21 protein-coding genes are annotated in these 16,788 nt (G+C 67.7%); 18 read left to right on the top strand and 3 right to left on the bottom strand.

Translation table 11 applies throughout. From position 1 onward, the window contains the following. Window positions 1-296: 296 nt before the first annotated feature. Window positions 297-1,106 (bottom strand): hypothetical protein, encoded by an 810-nt coding sequence (locus tag ACLBYA_RS20830; RefSeq protein WP_447711343.1) that lies wholly within the window; start codon window positions 1,104-1,106, stop codon window positions 297-299. A 13-nt stretch (window positions 1,107-1,119) separates the two neighbouring features. Between ACLBYA_RS20830 and ACLBYA_RS20825 the strand changes: the two genes are divergently transcribed. From ACLBYA_RS20825 to ACLBYA_RS20785, 9 genes are all read left to right on the top strand, one after another. Beyond that, window positions 1,120-2,100, top strand: a complete 981-nt coding sequence (locus tag ACLBYA_RS20825) for a Ppx/GppA phosphatase family protein (protein ID WP_447711342.1) — start codon at window positions 1,120-1,122, stop codon at window positions 2,098-2,100. Further along, a complete protein-coding gene (locus ACLBYA_RS20820; RefSeq protein WP_447711341.1) occupies window positions 2,097-3,149 on the top strand; it encodes an FUSC family protein in 1,053 nt (350 codons plus the stop codon). The genes ACLBYA_RS20825 and ACLBYA_RS20820 overlap by 4 nt, the downstream gene beginning before the upstream one ends. Window positions 3,150-3,159: 10 nt before the next feature. Further along, on the top strand, window positions 3,160-4,005 hold the full coding sequence (locus ACLBYA_RS20815) for a sugar phosphate isomerase/epimerase family protein (protein ID WP_447711340.1): 846 nt from the start codon (window positions 3,160-3,162) through the stop codon (window positions 4,003-4,005). Window positions 4,006-4,025: 20 nt separating this feature from the next. Further along, window positions 4,026-4,805, top strand: coding sequence for a thioesterase family protein (locus tag ACLBYA_RS20810; protein WP_447711515.1), 780 nt, complete (start codon window positions 4,026-4,028; stop codon window positions 4,803-4,805). Window positions 4,806-4,856: 51 nt separating this feature from the next. Next, the gene (proC, locus tag ACLBYA_RS20805; protein ID WP_447711339.1) at window positions 4,857-5,708 is read left to right on the top strand and encodes a pyrroline-5-carboxylate reductase; all 852 of its coding nucleotides are present in this window, start codon (window positions 4,857-4,859) and stop codon (window positions 5,706-5,708) included. A gap of 137 nt (window positions 5,709-5,845) precedes the next feature. Beyond that, window positions 5,846-6,076, top strand: a complete 231-nt coding sequence (locus ACLBYA_RS20800) for a cell division/environmental response transcriptional regulator (RefSeq protein WP_023985266.1) — start codon at window positions 5,846-5,848, stop codon at window positions 6,074-6,076. 69 nt (window positions 6,077-6,145) lie between these two features. After that, window positions 6,146-6,247, top strand: a complete 102-nt coding sequence (locus ACLBYA_RS20795) for a 30S ribosomal protein bS22 (RefSeq protein ID WP_003402602.1) — start codon at window positions 6,146-6,148, stop codon at window positions 6,245-6,247. A gap of 29 nt (window positions 6,248-6,276) precedes the next feature. Beyond that, complete coding sequence (locus tag ACLBYA_RS20790) at window positions 6,277-7,332, top strand: SDR family oxidoreductase (protein ID WP_447711338.1); 1,056 nt, start codon at window positions 6,277-6,279, stop codon at window positions 7,330-7,332. A 38-nt stretch (window positions 7,333-7,370) separates the two neighbouring features. Then, entirely contained in the window at window positions 7,371-8,435 is a 1,065-nt protein-coding gene (locus ACLBYA_RS20785) for a lysophospholipid acyltransferase family protein (RefSeq protein ID WP_447711337.1), read from the top strand. 4 nt (window positions 8,436-8,439) lie between these two features. On the opposite strand, the gene ACLBYA_RS20780 is transcribed toward ACLBYA_RS20785, so the two are convergent. Continuing rightward, window positions 8,440-8,940: an FAS1-like dehydratase domain-containing protein gene (locus ACLBYA_RS20780; protein ID WP_447711336.1), complete on the bottom strand. Its 501-nt coding sequence runs from the start codon at window positions 8,938-8,940 to the stop codon at window positions 8,440-8,442. 26 nt (window positions 8,941-8,966) lie between these two features. Continuing rightward, a complete protein-coding gene (locus ACLBYA_RS20775; RefSeq protein ID WP_447711335.1) occupies window positions 8,967-9,767 on the bottom strand; it encodes an HAD family hydrolase in 801 nt (266 codons plus the stop codon). Between the two features lie 38 nt (window positions 9,768-9,805). Between ACLBYA_RS20775 and ACLBYA_RS20770 the strand changes: the two genes are divergently transcribed. The 9 genes from ACLBYA_RS20770 (at window position 9,806) to ACLBYA_RS20730 (ending at window position 16,683) form a co-directional block, all read left to right on the top strand. Then, the gene (locus tag ACLBYA_RS20770; RefSeq protein WP_447711334.1) at window positions 9,806-10,057 is read left to right on the top strand and encodes a glutaredoxin family protein; all 252 of its coding nucleotides are present in this window, start codon (window positions 9,806-9,808) and stop codon (window positions 10,055-10,057) included. 74 nt (window positions 10,058-10,131) lie between these two features. Continuing rightward, window positions 10,132-11,511, top strand: coding sequence for a glutamyl-tRNA reductase (locus tag ACLBYA_RS20765; protein ID WP_447711333.1), 1,380 nt, complete (start codon window positions 10,132-10,134; stop codon window positions 11,509-11,511). Further along, the gene (gene hemC, locus ACLBYA_RS20760; RefSeq protein WP_447711332.1) at window positions 11,508-12,443 is read left to right on the top strand and encodes a hydroxymethylbilane synthase; all 936 of its coding nucleotides are present in this window, start codon (window positions 11,508-11,510) and stop codon (window positions 12,441-12,443) included. Before ACLBYA_RS20765 ends, hemC begins: the two co-directional genes overlap by 4 nt. Then, entirely contained in the window at window positions 12,440-14,080 is a 1,641-nt protein-coding gene (locus tag ACLBYA_RS20755; RefSeq protein ID WP_447711331.1) for a uroporphyrinogen-III synthase, read from the top strand. Before hemC ends, ACLBYA_RS20755 begins: the two co-directional genes overlap by 4 nt. A 32-nt stretch (window positions 14,081-14,112) precedes the next feature. After that, the gene (gene hemB, locus ACLBYA_RS20750) at window positions 14,113-15,090 is read left to right on the top strand and encodes a porphobilinogen synthase (protein WP_447711330.1); all 978 of its coding nucleotides are present in this window, start codon (window positions 14,113-14,115) and stop codon (window positions 15,088-15,090) included. Next, on the top strand, window positions 15,087-15,503 hold the full coding sequence (locus ACLBYA_RS20745) for a hypothetical protein (protein ID WP_447711329.1): 417 nt from the start codon (window positions 15,087-15,089) through the stop codon (window positions 15,501-15,503). Before hemB ends, ACLBYA_RS20745 begins: the two co-directional genes overlap by 4 nt. A 12-nt stretch (window positions 15,504-15,515) precedes the next feature. Continuing rightward, entirely contained in the window at window positions 15,516-15,959 is a 444-nt protein-coding gene (locus ACLBYA_RS20740; RefSeq protein WP_447711328.1) for a hypothetical protein, read from the top strand. After that, entirely contained in the window at window positions 15,956-16,450 is a 495-nt protein-coding gene (locus ACLBYA_RS20735) for a DUF3093 domain-containing protein (RefSeq protein ID WP_447711327.1), read from the top strand. The genes ACLBYA_RS20740 and ACLBYA_RS20735 overlap by 4 nt, the downstream gene beginning before the upstream one ends. Then, window positions 16,447-16,683 carry a hypothetical protein gene (locus tag ACLBYA_RS20730; protein WP_447711326.1) on the top strand — a complete coding sequence of 79 codons (237 nt, stop codon included), beginning with the start codon at window positions 16,447-16,449 and terminating at the stop codon, window positions 16,681-16,683. The genes ACLBYA_RS20735 and ACLBYA_RS20730 overlap by 4 nt, the downstream gene beginning before the upstream one ends. The last annotated feature ends 105 nt before the right edge of the window (window positions 16,684-16,788 follow it).

The following is a 16,788-nucleotide window of genomic DNA, read 5'->3' as shown; positions in this document are numbered from 1 at the left end:
ACCAATCGTAGGTGGTCAAGGGGTATTTTTGCGGTAGGGCGGAGGTCGATCGAGGTCATGGTATGTGCCTTCTCGGTAGGCAGAATCCCAGTTGAGCGGGCCTCCGCGCGCGTGCAATAGATAGCGACTGTAATGAGGTTTGGCAATCCGCACAACAGGACATGATGTGACTCCTACCACCGAGAACTATAAACTAGTGCACCAATAGCAAAGCTGACAACGTTAGCTCTATGGAACTGTGGTGGACCGCAAGTCACCTGCGGGGACGGTCTGGTTACGGCTGGGTGAACGGCGTCTTACTCGGCGGCGCGCGTCGCCGGGTGCACGGCGATCAGCCCGAGCTGTCCGCGGCGCTTGCACATCGCGGCGAGCTCGGCGTACGCCTTGTCGCCCAGCAACTCGGTGAGCTCGGGCGCATACGATTGCCAGACCGGCTTGGCGCCGACATGGGCCGCCGGATCGCCGGTGCAGTACCAGTGCAGGTCCGCACCGCCCTCACCCCAGCCACGCCGGTCGTACTCGGTGATGGTGGTCTTGAGCACATCGGAGCCGTCCGGCCGGGTCACCCAGTCCTGGGTGCGGCGGATCGGCAGCTGCCAGCACACCTCGGGTTTCATGGTCAGCGGTTCGACGCCGAGCTTGAGCGCCTTCGAGTGCAGCGCGCACCCGATACCGCCGGCGAAGCCGGGGCGGTTCAGGAAGATGCAGGCGCCCTTGTACTTACGGGTGCGCAGGTTCGGTTTGCCGTCGTACTCGTCGTCTTCCAGATAGCCTTTGCGTCCCAGCCCCTTCGACCGGAACTGCCAGTCCTCGTCGGTCAGGGTCTTGACGGCGTCGTCGAGCATGGCCCGATCGTCATCGTCGGACAGGAAGGCTCCGTGCGAGCAGCAACCGTCGTCGGGGCGGCCGGCCACGGTGCCCTGGCAGGCCGGCGTGCCGAACACACACGTCCACCGCGACAACAACCACGTCATATCGGCGGAGATCAGGTGTTTGGGATTCTCCGGGTCGTAGAACTCCACCCACTCCCGGGCGAAGTCCAGTTCGACTTCGCCTCCAACACCGCCGACGTGTGACGTCTTCACAGTTGTCAACGGTAAACCCACTAACCTTGGTCGCGTGCGATTGGGCGTGCTGGACGTGGGCAGCAATACGGTTCATCTGTTGGTCGTCGATGCCCGCCGGGGCGGGCATCCGACCCCGATGAGTTCCACCAAGGCTGCGCTGCGGCTGGCCGAGGCGATCGACACGAGTGGGAAGCTGACCCGCAAGGGTGCCGACGCGCTGGTCGAGACGGTCGACGAATTCGCCAAGATCGCCACCAGTTCCGGCTGTGCCGAGCTGATGGCCTTCGCCACCTCGGCGGTGCGGGACGCGAAGAACTCCGAGGCGGTGCTGTCACGGGTACAGGCCGAGACCGGGGTGTCGCTGCGGGTGCTGTCCGGTGTCGACGAATCCCGGCTCACCTTCCTGTCGGTGCGCCGCTGGTACGGCTGGAGTGCGGGCCGCATCATCAACATCGATATCGGCGGTGGCTCTCTGGAGCTGTCCAGCGGTGTCGACGAGGAACCCGATGTGGCGATGTCGCTGCCGCTGGGTGCGGGCCGGATGACCCGGGAATGGCTGTCGGAGGATCCGCCGGGGCGTCGGCGGGTGGCGATGCTGCGAGACTGGCTGGCCACCGAGATGTCCGAGGCCGGTGCGGCCATCCAGGCGGCGGGCACCCCCGACCTGGCCGTGGCGACCTCCAAGACCTTCCGTTCGCTGGCCCGGCTCACCGGCGCGGCGCCGTCCGGGGCCGGGCCGCGCGTCAAGCGGACCCTGACCGCCAGCGGTCTCCGTCAGCTGATCGCGTTCATCTCTAGGATGACAACGGCCGACCGAGCCGAGCTGGAAGGGGTGAGTGCAGAGCGGGCGCCACAGATCGTGGCGGGAGCGCTGGTTGCCGAGGCGAGCATGAAGGCCTTGGGTATCGAGACGGTGGAGATCTGCCCCTGGGCGTTGCGCGAGGGCCTGATCCTGCGCAAACTCGACAGTGAAGCCGACGGGACCGCCCTGGTCGAGACCATTCCAGCCACTCCCAAGGGCAAAACACGATGACAGAACCGAGCGATAACACCTCCACCCGACCCATCTCGGTCGCCGAGTTGCTGGCGAAGAACGGGTCGATCGGCGCGCCCGCGCCCGGTGGACGCCGTCGCCGGCGGCGCGGGAACGCCGACGCGGTTACCGTCGCCGAACTGACCGGTGAGATCCCGATCATCCGGGAACCGATCCTCGATGACGACGAGCCCGAGGTCGTCGCGGAGCAGGCCGTCGTCGACCAGGTGGTTGCCGAGGCACCGACCGCCGAGGAGTCGGTGGTCGAGGAACCGGTGGTCGACGAACCCGCCGAGGAATCTGTAGCAGAGCCCGTCGAGGAAACGGCTGCGGAAGCCGTCGAGGAAGCGGCCGAAGAACCGGCGCCCGAAGCCGACGAGGTAGCCGCCGCCGAGGCGCCGACGGCCGAAGCCGAACCGGTCACCGACACCGTCGTCGATGACACCGTCGTCGATGACTACGAGGCGCACCTGCAGCAGCGTGATGCCGAGCCCGAGCCGGTGCCGTTCCAGGCCCGCCGCCGCGCCCACGGCTTCGGCCGGCGCGGCGCCGAGCCACATGAGGACACCGCCGCGTCCCGTGCGGGCATCGCCGAGGAGATGAGCCCCGATCCACTGCTGGACGAGGCCGACGAAACCGATACCGATGCCGATGGCCCGTCGTACCTGAAATCGCCCGCCGACACCCTGTTCGGTGGTGACTCGGTCGCCGACAAGGCGACCCGGCGCACCCGGTTGCCCGGCCCCGAGGACATCGACTTCGACGACACGGACGAACCGCACGAGGGCTCGCCGTTCATGCGCGGCCTGTGGATCGTGGTGCAGAGCGTGCTCGCCGTGGCCCTGGGTGCCGGCCTGTTCATCGCCTTCGACCAGCTGTGGAAGTGGAACAACATCGTGGCGCTGGCGCTGTCGGTGCTGGTGATCCTGGGGCTGGTGGTGGGTGTCCGGGTGGTGCGCAAGACCGAAGACATCGCGAGCACGCTGATCGCCGTCGCGGTGGGTGCCATGGTGACGCTCGGGCCACTGGCGCTGCTGCAGTCCACCTGATGCCGATCTAGTGCGTCCCGCGATCAAGGTCGGTCTGTCCACGGCCTCGGTGTATCCGCTGCGGACCGAGGCGGCCTTCGAGCACGCGGCGCGGTTGGGTTACGACGGTGTCGAACTGATGGTCTGGGCCGAACCGATCAGCCAAGAGATCGGCGCCATCGAGGACCTGTCGCGCAAGTACGGCATTCCGGTGCTGTCGGTGCACGCGCCATGCCTGCTGATCTCCCAGCGCGTGTGGGGCGCCGATCCGATCGCCAAGCTGGAACGCAGCGTGCGGGCGGCCGAGCAGCTCGGTGCGCAGACCGTCGTGGTGCATCCGCCGTTCCGCTGGCAGCGCCGGTACGCCGACGGCTTCTCCGATCAGGTCGCCGAACTGGAGTCCGGCAGCGATGTACTGGTCGCCGTGGAGAACATGTTCCCGTTCCGGGCCGACCGATTCTGGGGCACCGGCCGGCCGTCGATCGAACGGATGCGTAAACGCGGTGGCCATCCCGGCCCGGCGATCTCGGCGTTCGCACCGTCCTATGACCCGCTCGACGGGGGCCACGCGCATTACACCCTGGACCTGTCGCACAGCGCCACCGCCGGCACCGATGCCCTGGAGATGGCGCAGCGGATGGCTGATGGCCTGGTGCATCTGCACCTGTGCGACGGCAGCGGGGCGTCCACCGACGAACATCTGGTGCCCGGCCACGGTACCCAGCCGGCCGCCGAGATCTGCCGCCGGTTGGCGGCATCGGATTTCACCGGTCACGTCATCCTGGAGGTCACCACCTCCGGGGCGCGTAACGCCGCAGAACGGGAGGCCCTGTTGACCGAGTCGCTGCAGTTCGCCCGGAAGCATCTGCTGCGGTGAGCGTCCTGTTCACCGACGCCATGGTGTTGCAGACCACCGGCGACGGCGCCTACACCGGGGAACTCAACGAGCACTGGACCATCGGGCCGAAGGTGAACGGCGGGGCGATGCTCGCCTTGTGTGCCAACGCGGCCCGCACCGAAATCGCCGATGGCACCGAGCCGATCGTCGTCTCCGGCAATTTCCTGTGGGCACCGGACCCGGGAGTGGTGCAGGTGGTGACCACGGTGCGCAAGCGCGGCCGGCGGATCAGCCTGGTCGATGTCGAGCTGCGCCAGGGCGACCGGGTTGCGGTGCGCGCGGCGATCACCATGGGGACCCCCGAGAACGATGCGCCGCCGATGTTGTCGACCAACCCGGTGGTGCCGCTGATGACCCCGGATCCGCCGCCTGGACTGGAACCGATCGGGCCCGGCCACCCGATGGCCGACATCGTGCATCTGGCGCACGGCTGCGATATCCGCCCGTCGCTGACAACCATGGAGCCGCGCACCGACGGTGGGCCGCCGGTCATCGAGTACTGGGTCCGGCCCCGCGGCGCCGCTCCCGACGTCCTGTTCGCGCTGCTGTGCGGTGATGTGTCGGCGCCGGTGACCTTCGGCGTCAACCGGTTCGGTTGGGCGCCCACCGTCCAGCTGACGGCCTTTCTGCGGGCGGTCCCGGCCGACGGCTGGCTGCGGGTGCTGTGCACGACGACCCAGATCGGTCAGGACTGGTTCGACGAGGACCACGTGGTGGTCGATTCGACGGGCCGGATCGTGGTGCAGAGCCGGCAGTTGGCGTTGGTGCCCACGACCTGATCCTCTCCCGTCGCTTCGCTCGCCCCGGCAGGCGCGTGCAATGCTTTCTCGGTGGCAAGAATTGCGATCATCGGCGGGGGCAGCATCGGCGAGGCGCTGCTCTCGGGTTTGTTGAGGGCGGGTCGTCAGGTCAAGGACCTGGTGGTCGCCGAGAAGTTCCCGGAACGGGCAAAGGTGCTGGCCGAGACCCATCAAGTGTTGGTGACCTCGGTGGCCGATGCCGTCGAGAGCGCCACCTACGTCATCGTGGCGGTGAAACCGGGTGATGTCGCCGCGGTGACCGCCGAGATCGCCGACGTGGTGGCCAAATCCGATGACGAGGGCGACGAGCAGGTGTTCGTCAGCGTCGCGGCCGGCGTCGGCACGACCTTCTTCGAGACCAAGTTGCCCGCCGGTGCACCGGTGATCCGGGTGATGCCGAATGCGCCCATGTTGGTCGGCGGCGGCGTCAGCGCACTGGCTCCCGGGCGGTTCGCGACGGCCGATCAGCTCAAGGAGGTCGCGGCCATCTTCGACACCGTCGGGGATGTGCTGACGGTGACCGAGGCACAGATGGATGCGGTGACCGCGGTGTCCGGTTCGGGGCCTGCGTACTTCTTCCTTATGGTCGAGGCACTCGTCGATGCCGGTGTCGACGCCGGGCTGTCGCGGGCCGTGGCCACCGAACTGGTGGTGCACACCATGGCGGGGTCGGCGGCCATGCTGCTGGACCGCCTCGATGCCGCACCGGAAGGCCAAATGGACACCTCTGCGACCGCTCTGCGGGCTATCGTGACCTCACCGGGTGGCACCACTGCTGCTGGGCTGCGGGAACTGGAACGAGGCGGGTTCCGCAGTGCCGTCGCAGATGCCGTGGCAGCAGCAAAAATACGCTCTGAGCAGCTGGGAATTACATCAGAGTAGTTCAAGAATTTCGGACTGATTAGCCCACACCCGTCGCAATAACCCCAGTGGCCACGCTATTCTCCTCGTGTATGCACGCGTACGTGCCAGCGGTGGGGAAGCCGCTGGCCCGGCCGTGCCTTATGGATTGGGTTGCGATGACGTCAATGAACGGGCCATCGGCTCGGGATTCCGCTGGCGACGGCCAGCCGAAGGCTCAATTTCTCACTGTTGCAGAGGTTGCCAGCTTGATGCGGGTCAGCAAGATGACCGTCTACCGCCTGGTGCACAACGGTGAACTACCCGCGGTGCGGGTGGGCCGATCGTTCCGGGTTCATGCCAAAGCGGTGCACGACCTGTTGGAGACGTCGTACTTCGACGCCGGCTGATTGGTTTCGGGCCGGTGCACCCGGGTAAGGTGACTCGGTCAGTTCACTCATCGGTAGGTAGCGGAGTTCATGGGTTCAGTAATCAAGAAGCGGCGTAAGCGCATGTCGAAGAAGAAGCACCGCAAGCTGCTTCGTCGCACTCGGGTTCAGCGCAGAAAACTCGGTAAGTAGCTTTGCGCTTCGGCCGATAGGCTGGCCCGATGGATGAGCAGGGATCCGAACCCAAGGTAGTGCTGGTGACGGGGGCCTGCCGGTTTCTCGGCGGTTACCTCACGGCGCGCCTGGCAGCCAATCCCGCGATCGACCACGTCATCGCGGTGGATGCGATAGCGCCCAGTAAGGATCTGCTGCGACGGATGGGGCGCGCAGAGTTCGTGCGCGCCGATATCCGCAACCCGTTCATCGCCAAGGTCATCCGCAACGGCAATGTCGACACCGTCGTGCACGCGGCGGCCGCGTCCTACGCGCCGCGTGCCGGCGGTCGCGCCACCCTCAAAGAACTCAACGTCATGGGGGCCATCCAGCTGTTCGCCGCGGCGCAGAAGGCGCCGTCGGTGCGCCGTGTCGTGCTCAAGTCCACCTCCGAGGTGTACGGGTCCAGCTCACGTGACCCGGTTTTCTTCACCGAGGATGGAAGTGCCCGCCGGCCACCCGGCGAGGGTTTCGCCCGCGACAGCATTGATATCGAGGGGTACGCCCGCGGGCTGGCCCGGCGCCGCCCCGACATCGCCGTGACGATCCTGCGGCTGGCCAACATGATCGGCCCCGCCATGGATACCGCTCTGTCGCGGTACCTCGCCGGTCCCGTCGTGCCTTCGGTGCTGGGCCGTGACGCCCGCCTGCAGCTGCTGCACGAGCAGGATGCACTCGGGGCGCTGGAACGCGCCACCATGGCCGGACGTGCCGGCACCTTCAACGTCGGCGGCACCGGCGTCATCATGATGAGCCAGGCGATCCGCCGTTCCGGCCGCGTCGCGTTCCCCGTACCGCGGTCCGCATTGGCCGCCGTCGATTCACTTCGCCGCGCCACCAGATACACCGAGGTCGACCGCGAGCAGCTGAACTACCTGAGCTACGGCCGGGTCATGGACACCACGCGGATGCGAAACGACCTAGGGTATATCCCGAAGTGGACCACCACGGAGGCATTCGACGATTACGTACGCGGTCGTGGTCTGACTCCGATCGTGGACCCGAAGTGGGTACGCTCTGTGGAGAGTCGAGCGGTGGCGCTGGCGCAACGCTGCGGCAGCTAGGGGACGGCTCGAATCCGGGGCTGGGGAGAGGTTGTCACGTGGCGGGTGAATCAAAAGCGAAAGTGATTCCGCTGCGCGCGAATTCGGGCCGGACGTCGGCTGCGAGGCGAGCCGCTCAGCGTGCCGACAGTGCGCGTCGGCATCCTTCGCTGCTGGCCGACCCGGATGCCCGGGCCTCTGCCGAGGACATCGCCGCCGTCGTCCGCGAGATCGACTCACACCGCACGAGTGCCGGTGGTGAGCTAACTGAGAACGGGCCCAACGAACTGTCGAAGGCCATCTCCGCGGTCGCCGAGTTCGTCGGCCGCCGGATGACCGGGGACTACACCGTCGACGAGTTCGGTTTCGACGAGCACCTCAACAACGCCGTCGTATTGCCTTTGCTGCGTGGACTTTTCAACAACTGGTTCCGGGTCGAGGTGAGCGGTATCGAGAACCTGCCGCTCGACGGTGCGGCGCTGGTGGTGGCCAATCATGCCGGCGTGCTGCCGTTCGACGGTCTGATGGCCTCGGTGGCCGTCCACGATCACCACCCCAGACAGCGGGTGCTGCGCATGCTGGCCGCGGACCTGGTGTTCGACATGCCGGTGGTGGGCCAGGCCGCACGCAAGGCCGGACATACCGTCGCGTGCACCTCCGACGCGCACCGGTTGCTCGCGGCCGGGGAACTCACCGCGGTGTTCCCGGAGGGCTTCAAGGGTCTGGGCAAGCCGTTCAAGGACCGCTACAAGCTGCAGCGGTTCGGCCGCGGCGGGTTCGTGTCGGCGGCGCTGCGCGCCCAGGTCCCGATCGTGCCCTGCTCGATCGTCGGGTCCGAGGAGATCTATCCCAAGATCGGTGATATCAAGCTGCTCGCCCGGTTGCTGGGCCTGCCGTACTTCCCGGTCACCCCGCTGTTCCCGCTCGCCGGTCCGCTCGGTGTGGTGCCGCTGCCGTCCAAGTGGCACATCAAGTTCGGTGAGCAGATCTCCACCGACGGTTATGACGAGACGGCCGCCGACGATCCGATGGTCACCTTCGAGCTGACCGACCAGGTGCGCGAGACCATCCAGCACACCCTGTACCAGCTGCTGGCCAACCGGCGGAACATGTTCCTGGGCTAGGCGCTCAGGCGTTCTGCCCGGCCACCATCTTGGCGATCGCGGCATCACGCGCCGCGGCGACCTGGGCGCTGATCTCGCCGGCCTCCTCGTCGTGGGCCGCCTCGCCCAGGACGGTGATGACGCTGGTCAGCACCGGGTTGCCGGCATCGTCAGTGACCTCGCCCCGGACCTCGGTGAGGATGGTGCCGTGCGACTCGATGACCGAATCCAGGTACGAGTCGAACCACAGCTTGTCACCGGCCTTGATCGGGCGATGGAAGGTCAGCTTCTGGTCGCGGTGCAGCATCCGCTCCATGTTGATCGGCACATCGAAGTGATTGAAGATCTCCAGCTGGACCCGGCGACCGGCCACCGCGATGAAGGTCAGCGAGGCGACCAGACCGTCCTGGTGCGCGGGATGTTCGTCCTTGACCGCGGTCGCGAACTCACGGATCTTCTCGCGGCCGACCTCGAAATAGTCGGGGTACCGGTAGTGGGTTCCCACGATCTCTTCGGCAATGCCCATGGCGGGTCAGCCTAGCAGCGCGATCTTCAGTGACCGGCGTCGCGACGGGAGGCCACCGCGGCCAGCGCCCCGCCCACCGCGCCGAGCGCAAGCGCCGAGGGCACCCCGATCCGGGCCGCTTTGCGGGCGGTGCGGAAGTCTCGGATCTCCCAACCGCGTTCGCGCGCCACATCGCGCAGCGCGGCGTCCGGGTTGATCGCCACTGCCGTCCCGACCAGCGACAACATCGGCACATCGTTGAAGCTGTCCGAGTACGCGGTGCATCGGCGCAGGTTGAGGCCCTCCCGGATGGCCAGCGAGCGGACCGCGTGGGCTTTGCCGGCGCCGTGCAGGATGTCGCCGACCAGGCGACCGGTGAAGACACCGTCCACCGATTCGGCGTTCGTGCCCAGCGCCCCGGTCAGGCCGAGTCGGCTCGCGATGGTGGCCGCCAATTCGTACGGCGTCGCGGTCACCAGCCAGACCTGTTGGCCGGCGTCGAGGTGCATCTGGGCCAGCGCACGGGTGCCCGGCCACAGCTTCTCGGCGATGATCTCGTCGTAGATCTCCTCGCCAAGGGCTGTCAGTTCTGCGGTCGACCGGCCCTCGATGAAGGCCAGCGCCTTTTGTTTGCCCTCGGCGACGTCATCGCTGTTTTCCTTGCCGGTGAACTGGAACTTGGCTTGCGCGTAGGCAATTCCGAGGATGTCGCGATACGTGAAGTACTTGCGGGCGGCCAGGCCGCGGGCGAAGTGCACCAGCGAGGAGCCGTGCACCAGGGTGTTGTCGACGTCGAAGAACGCCGCCGCGGTCAGGTCCGGCGGTGGCGGCGGGGGCGTCTCGGACACCGTTCAACATTAAGTCACGCACCCTCGATACTGGGTGTGTGGATCATCAGGTGTTGTTGCTCACACGGGCCGGCTGCAGTTTGTGCGAGAAGGCCGCCGCAACGCTGGCCGGATTGGCCGCCGAACTGGGCTTTGCGCTGAGCGCCACGGATGTCGACGCCGCGGCCGCAGCAGGTGACCCCGCGCTGCGTGCCGAGTACGGCGACCGGCTGCCGGTGGTGCTGCTCGACGGTGTCGAACACAGCTACTGGGAGGTCGACGAACCGCAGTTACGGAAAGATCTCCGGTGATTTGGCCGCCGCGCTGGTAGACGCTACTTTGGAACCCGATCTGGACGACGGGAAGTGTCGAAGGTGATGATGCCGTGAGCGTTTTGCTATTCGGGGTTTCGCACCGAAGCGCGCCGGTATCCGTACTGGAGCAGTTGAGCACCGATGAGGCCGATCAGGCCAAGATCATCGATCAGCTCCTGCAGTCCTCCCTGGTAACCGAGGCCATGCTGCTCTCGACCTGCAACCGTGTCGAGGTCTATGCCGTCGTCGACGCCTTCCACGGCGGGCTGTCGGTCATCGGCCAGGTGCTCTCCGAGCATTCCGGGATGGGGCTCAACGACCTCACCAAGTACGCCTACGTGCGCTACTCCGAGGCCGCCGTCGAACATCTCTTCTCCGTGACCAGCGGCCTGGACTCGCTGGTGATGGGCGAGCAGCAGGTGCTCGGCCAGGTCCGACGCGCCTACGCCGCCGCCGAGGCCAACCAGAGCGTCGGGCGCACCCTGCACGAGTTGGCCCAGCGGGCGCTGTCGGTCGGTAAGCGCGTCCACACCGAGACCGGTATCGATTCCGCCGGTGCCTCGGTGGTGTCGGTGTCCCTGGAGATGGCCGACAAGCGGCTCCGCGGCGGGCAGGAGCGAAGCGACCGGGGGATCGGTTCAGGTCTGGCCGGTCGCACCGCGGTCGTGGTCGGCGCCGGCGCCATGGGCGCGCTGGCCGCCAAGCATCTGGTCCGCGCCGGGGTCGAGCGCATCGAGGTGGTGAACCGCTCGCTGCCGCGCGCCCGGCGGCTGGCCCAGAACATCGCCGAACTCGGCGTGCAGGCGACTGCGCACCTGCTCGACGACATCTCCGGTGTGCTGGCGAGCGCCGACGTCGTGGTCAGCAGTACCGGCGCGGTCCGCCCGGTGATGTCGCTGGCCGACGTGCACCACGCCCTGGCCGCCCGCGACGACGATGACCGTCCGCTGGTGATGTGCGATCTCGGCATGCCCCGCGACATCGACATCGCCGTCGTCGGGCTGCCCGGCGTGCACGTCATCGACATGGAGCGCATCCAGCGTGACCAGCGGGCCCGGGCTGCGGCCACCGATGCCGAGGCCGCCCGCACGATCGTGGCGACCGAGGTCGCCAACTACCTGGCTGGTCAGCGGATGGCCGAGGTCACCCCGACCGTCACCGCTCTGCGGCAGCGGGCCGCCGATGTTGTCGAGGCCGAACTGCTGCGCCTCGACAACAGGCTGCCCGGGCTGGATTCGACGCACCGCGACGAGGTCGCGCGCACCGTCCGCCGGGTCGTCGACAAGCTGCTGCACGCACCGACGGTGCGGGTCAAGCAGCTGGCCGGGGCGCCCGGCGGGGACAGTTATGCCGAGGCGCTGCGTGAGCTCTTCGAGCTCGACCCGCAGGCCGTCGATGCCGTCGCCGGTGGCGAATTGCCTTTGCTCGCCACAGATAACGACACTCTGTGATCCGGATCGGTACCCGGGGCAGCCTGCTGGCGACCACCCAGGCCGGCGTCGTCCGGGACGCCTTGATCGCCAACGGGCACGAGGCCGAACTCGTCATCATCTCCACCGAGGGGGACCGCAATCAGGGTCCGATCGCCGAGATCGGTGTGGGTGTGTTCACCGCGGCGCTGCGCGAGGCGCTGGCCGCCGGCGAGGTGGACGCCTGTGTGCACTCCTACAAGGATCTGCCGACCGCGGTCGACGGACGGTTCACCATCGCGGCCGTGCCGCCGCGTGAGGACTCCAGGGACGCACTGGTGGCACGGGACGGATTGGTGCTCGGGGAGCTGCCCGCCGGGTCGATCATCGGGACGTCGAGCCCGCGACGGGCGGCACAGCTTAGAGCACTGGGTCTCGGTTTGGAAATCCGCCCCCTACGAGGCAACCTAGACACCAGGTTGAACAGGGTTAGCAGCGGTGATCTCGATGGCGTCGTCGTCGCCCGGGCGGGTCTTGCCCGCATCGGACGGCTCGACGTTGTCACCGAGTCGCTGGAGCCGGTGCAGATGTTGCCGGCACCGGCTCAGGGGGCGCTGGCGGTGGAGTGTCGGGCCGGTGATACCGACCTCGCCGGGGTGCTGGCGGAGTTGGACGACGCCGACACCCGCGCCGCGGTCATCGCTGAACGTGTCCTGCTCGCCGAACTGGAGGCGGGTTGCTCCGCACCGGTGGGCGCCATCGCAGAGGTGGTCGAGTCCATCGATGAGGACGGCCGGGTCTTCGAAGAGCTGTCGCTGCGCGGTTGCGTGGCGGCGCTGGACGGATCCGACGTGATCCGTGCGTCCGGTATCGGGACTCCCGAGCGGGCACGAGAGCTGGGGCTCTCGGTGGCCGCGGAGCTGTTCGAACTGGGTGCACGCGACGTGTTGGCAGATGCTGGGAGTGACAGATGACTGGGCACGCAGGACCTCGGGGCCGCAAGATTCGGCCCGGCCGCATCACGTTCGTGGGCTCCGGCCCCGGTGATCCGGGCCTGCTGACAACCCGCGCGCGGGCCGTACTGGCCAACGCCGCGACGGTGTTCACCGATCCCGATGTGCCCGAGGCGGTGCTCGCCCTGGTCGGTTCGGAACTGCCGCCGACCTCGGGGCCCGCCCCGGAGGCCGAGGGCGACACGTTGACCGGTGGCCCCGATGTGCGACCGGCGCTGGGCGATCCGGCCGAGGTCGCCAAGACATTGGCCGCCGAGGCGCGGCACGGGGTGGACGTCGTCCGCCTGGTCGCCGGTGACCCGCTGTCGGTCGATTCGGTGATCACCGAGGTGAACACTCTGGCCCGCACCCACCTGAACTTCGAGATCGTGCCGGGTTTGCCGGATACCACCGCGGTGCCGACCTACGCAGGTCTGCCCCTGGGGTCCTCGCACACCGTGGCCGACGTCCGCGATCCGAACGTGGACTGGGCCGCGCTGGCCGCCGCGCCCGGACCGCTGATCCTGCACGCCACCGCCTCGCATCTGGCCGATGCGGCGCGCACCCTGGTCGAGTACGGACTGGCCGAGTCCACCCCGGCCGTCATCACCGCGCACGGCACCACCTGCCAGCAGCATTCGGTGGAGACCACGCTGGTCGGCCTGGGGGAGAAGTCGATTCTGAACGCGGCCGAGCCCTCCGGTGGCACGCCCGGCACGCTGTCGGGTCCGCTGGTGGTGACGATCGGCAAGACCGTCGCCAACCGCGCCAAGCTGAACTGGTGGGAGAGTCGCGCGCTGTACGGCTGGACCGTGCTGGTGCCGCGCACCAAGGATCAGGCCGGCGAGATGAGCGACCGGTTGGTCACCCACGGCGCACTGCCCGTCGAGGTCCCCACCATCGCCGTCGAGCCGCCGCGTAGCCCGGCCCAGATGGAAAGGGCCGTAAAGGGTTTGGTTGACGGCCGGTTCCAGTGGGTGGTTTTCACCTCCACCAACGCGGTGCGTGCGGTGTGGGAGAAGTTCAACGAGTTCGGTCTGGACGCCCGGGCCTTCTCGGGTGTCAAGATCGCATGCGTCGGTCAAGCCACCGCAGATCGGGTGCGTGCCTTCGGGATCAACCCCGAGCTGGTTCCCGCCGGCGAGCAGTCTTCGCTGGGCCTGCTCGACGAGTTCCCGCCCTATGACGAGATTTTCGACCCGGTGAACCGGGTGCTGCTCCCGCGCGCCGACATCGCCACCGAGACGCTGGCCGAGGGTCTGCGCGAACGTGGCTGGGAGATCGAGGATGTCACGGCGTACCGCACCGTCCGTGCGGCTCCGCCGCCGGCACACACCCGCGAGATGATCAAGACCGGCGGGTTCGACGCGGTGTGCTTCACCTCCAGCTCGACGGTCCGTAACCTGGTCGGTATCGCCGGTAAGCCGCACGCACGCACCATCGTGGCCTGCATCGGTCCCAAGACCGCCGAGACCGCACTGGAATTCGGACTGCGGGTCGACGTGCAGCCCGAGACCGCTGCGGTGGGTCCGCTGGTCGAGGCGCTGGCCGAGCATGCCGCCCGGCTGCGTGCGGAGGGCGCGCTGCCGCCGCCGCGCAAGAAGAGCCGCCGCCGGTAGATGGGGCGAGCGAAGCGACGGGTTGTTTGACAATGGGTTTCCCCAGGCACCGTCCCCGTCGGCTGCGCTCCACACCGGCCATGCGCCGGTTGGTCGCGCAGACGTCGCTGGAACCGCGGCATCTGGTGCTGCCGATGTTCGTCGCCGACGGGCTGATCGAGCCCAAGCCGATCAGCTCGATGCCGGGAGTCGTTCAGCACACCCGGGATTCGCTGCGCCGTGCGGCCGCCGAGGCGGTCGAGGCCGGGGTCGGCGGGTTGATGCTGTTCGGGGTGCCGCGGGCCGAGGACAAGGATGCTGTCGGCAGCGTCGGACTTGATCCCGACGGTGTGCTGAACGCGGCACTGCGGGACCTGGCCGCCGATCTCGGTGATGCGACCGTGCTGATGGCCGATACCTGCCTCGACGAGTTCACCGACCACGGGCACTGCGGGGTCGTCGACGCGGCCGGTCGGGTCGACAACGACGCCACCAATGACCAGTACGTGAAACTGGCTGTGGCGCAGGCGCATTCTGGCGCGCATATGGTTGGCCCGAGCGGCATGATGGACGGTCAGGTGGCCGCCATCCGCGACGGTCTGGACGAGGCCGGTCACGAGGATGTCGCGATCCTGGCCTACGCCGCCAAGTTCGCCTCGGCGTTCTACGGCCCGTTCCGGGAGGCGGTCGACTCCAGCCTGTCCGGCGATCGACGTACCTATCAGCAGGACCCGGGCAATGCCCGTGAGGCGGTGCACGAGATCTCCCTAGATATCGAGGAGGGCGCCGACTTGGTGATGGTGAAACCCGCGATGAGCTATCTCGACGTGGTTGCCGCCGCAGCCGAGATCTCGCCGGTGCCCGTCGCGGCATATCAGATTTCCGGGGAGTACGCGATGATCAGCGCCGCCGCGGCCAACGGCTGGATCGACCGGCGCGCGTCGATACTGGAGTCGCTGACCAGCATCCGTCGTGCGGGCGCCGATATCGTCCTGACCTACTGGGCGGCCGAGGCCGCAGGCTGGCTGTGACCGAACCCGCTTCGGCGGCGGGCCGCCCCGAGGATGTGGACACCGGCATCTGGCTGTGGGCCGGCGCGCTGCCGCTGATGGTGATCGGCTATCTGGTCGATCTGTTCACCGCGCCGATCGCCGTGGCCGGTTACGTGTATGCCGCCTCGATCCTGTTCGTCGTCGTGATCGCCGCGCTGGTGGGCACCTTCACCTGGCTGTTGCGGTACGGGTATCGCTGGCCGCGCACCCTGCTGACCGCCGGTGGGCTGACGGCGGTGGTGTACACGGTGACCAGCCTGTTCACCGTGGACCGTGCCGAGGCGGTACCGGCCTTCGGCTATGCGGTGTGCACGATTGCCGGCTCGGTGCTGATCATCGGCGGTGTGGTGCTGCTGCACCGCAAGGACGCTCACGAATACCTCACCCGCTAGGCTGCCGGGATCATGACCCAACCCACATCGCCTGCGCGTCCGACTATCGTCAACATCGCATTCTGGCTGGTGCTGGTGGGCGCGGTACTGCTGCTGGCCGGCGGGCTGCTGGGTCTCAGCGTCGCCTTCAGCGCCGAGGACGCGGTCTTCGGGAAGAACACCTCCGCCGACGCGGTGCAGACACTGCGGATCCTGCTCGGCGGTCTCAGTGTGCTGTGGGCGTTGGTCGGGATGGCGCTGAGCTTCCTGGCGGGTCGGGCGCGCAACGGCGATCTGCGGTTCCGTCGGGTGGTGGTGTGGATGGCTGTCGCGGTGGTGGTGATGGTGTTCCTGCTGACGCTGCTGGCGCCGTTCACCATCACCCTGCCGGTGCTGTTCGGTGTGGTGCCGTTGGCGATCGGGGCGACGCTGTTCATGCGGCCGGCCGCCTCGGACTGGTTCCTGGAAATGCAATGACGGATCAGGACACGACCGAGCCGGACGCGGCACCGGAGCGGGTGCTCTTCTACGAGCCGGGTGGCACCTGGTGGTGGCTGCTGGCCGGGCCGGTCGCCGGTCTGGCGATGGCGCTCATCCAGGTGTCCGGTGGTGCGGGCTGGCACTTCGGGGTGCCTGCCATGTTCATGATCCTGGTGAGCGGATTCCTGGCCATCCAGATCAAGGCCGCCCGCATCCACACGTCGGTGGAGCTGACGCCCACGACGCTGCGGCAGGGCACCGAGTTGGTCAAGATCACCGATATCGTGCGGATCTACCCGGAGCTCAAGCGCGGCGAGAGCGAGAAGTGGCAGACCTACCGGGCCTTCGGCGAACTGAGCGGCGTGCCGCGGGGGCGTACCGGCATCGGTATCAAGCTCACCGACAACCGGTCGGGTCAGGCCTGGGCGCGCAAGCACCGCACGCTGCGCGAGGCGCTGAATTCGTTGGTCGAGGAGCACGCGTCGTGAAGCGCACCGCAATGATCCAGTTGGTGGCCGCCGTCGTGGCATTGATCGGCAGCGTCCTCAGCTGGGTGGCGTCCAGTTCGGTGGAGAAGCTGCCGCCCATTCTCGAGGGCGAGCCGGCCATGATGACGGTCATCTACTACCCGCCGCTGATCGTGCTTTCCTTGGCACTGGCCACCGCCGCGGGCGTACTGGCCGTGCTGGGCGTGGTGCGGCTGCGAGCCGCCCGGCGTTAAAACGGCGGTGGGTCGTTGTCGGTGTAGGTGGTGTTGGGTCGACCTCGTTTTTGGCGGTCCCCGTCCGACCCTTGTCGGTGGTGCCGTTGGCGATTCTGTTCGAGG

Source organism: Mycobacterium sp. C31M (assembly GCF_053345865.1).
Note: the sequence above shows the minus strand (reverse complement) of the source record. Positions and strands in the feature narration are given on the sequence as shown.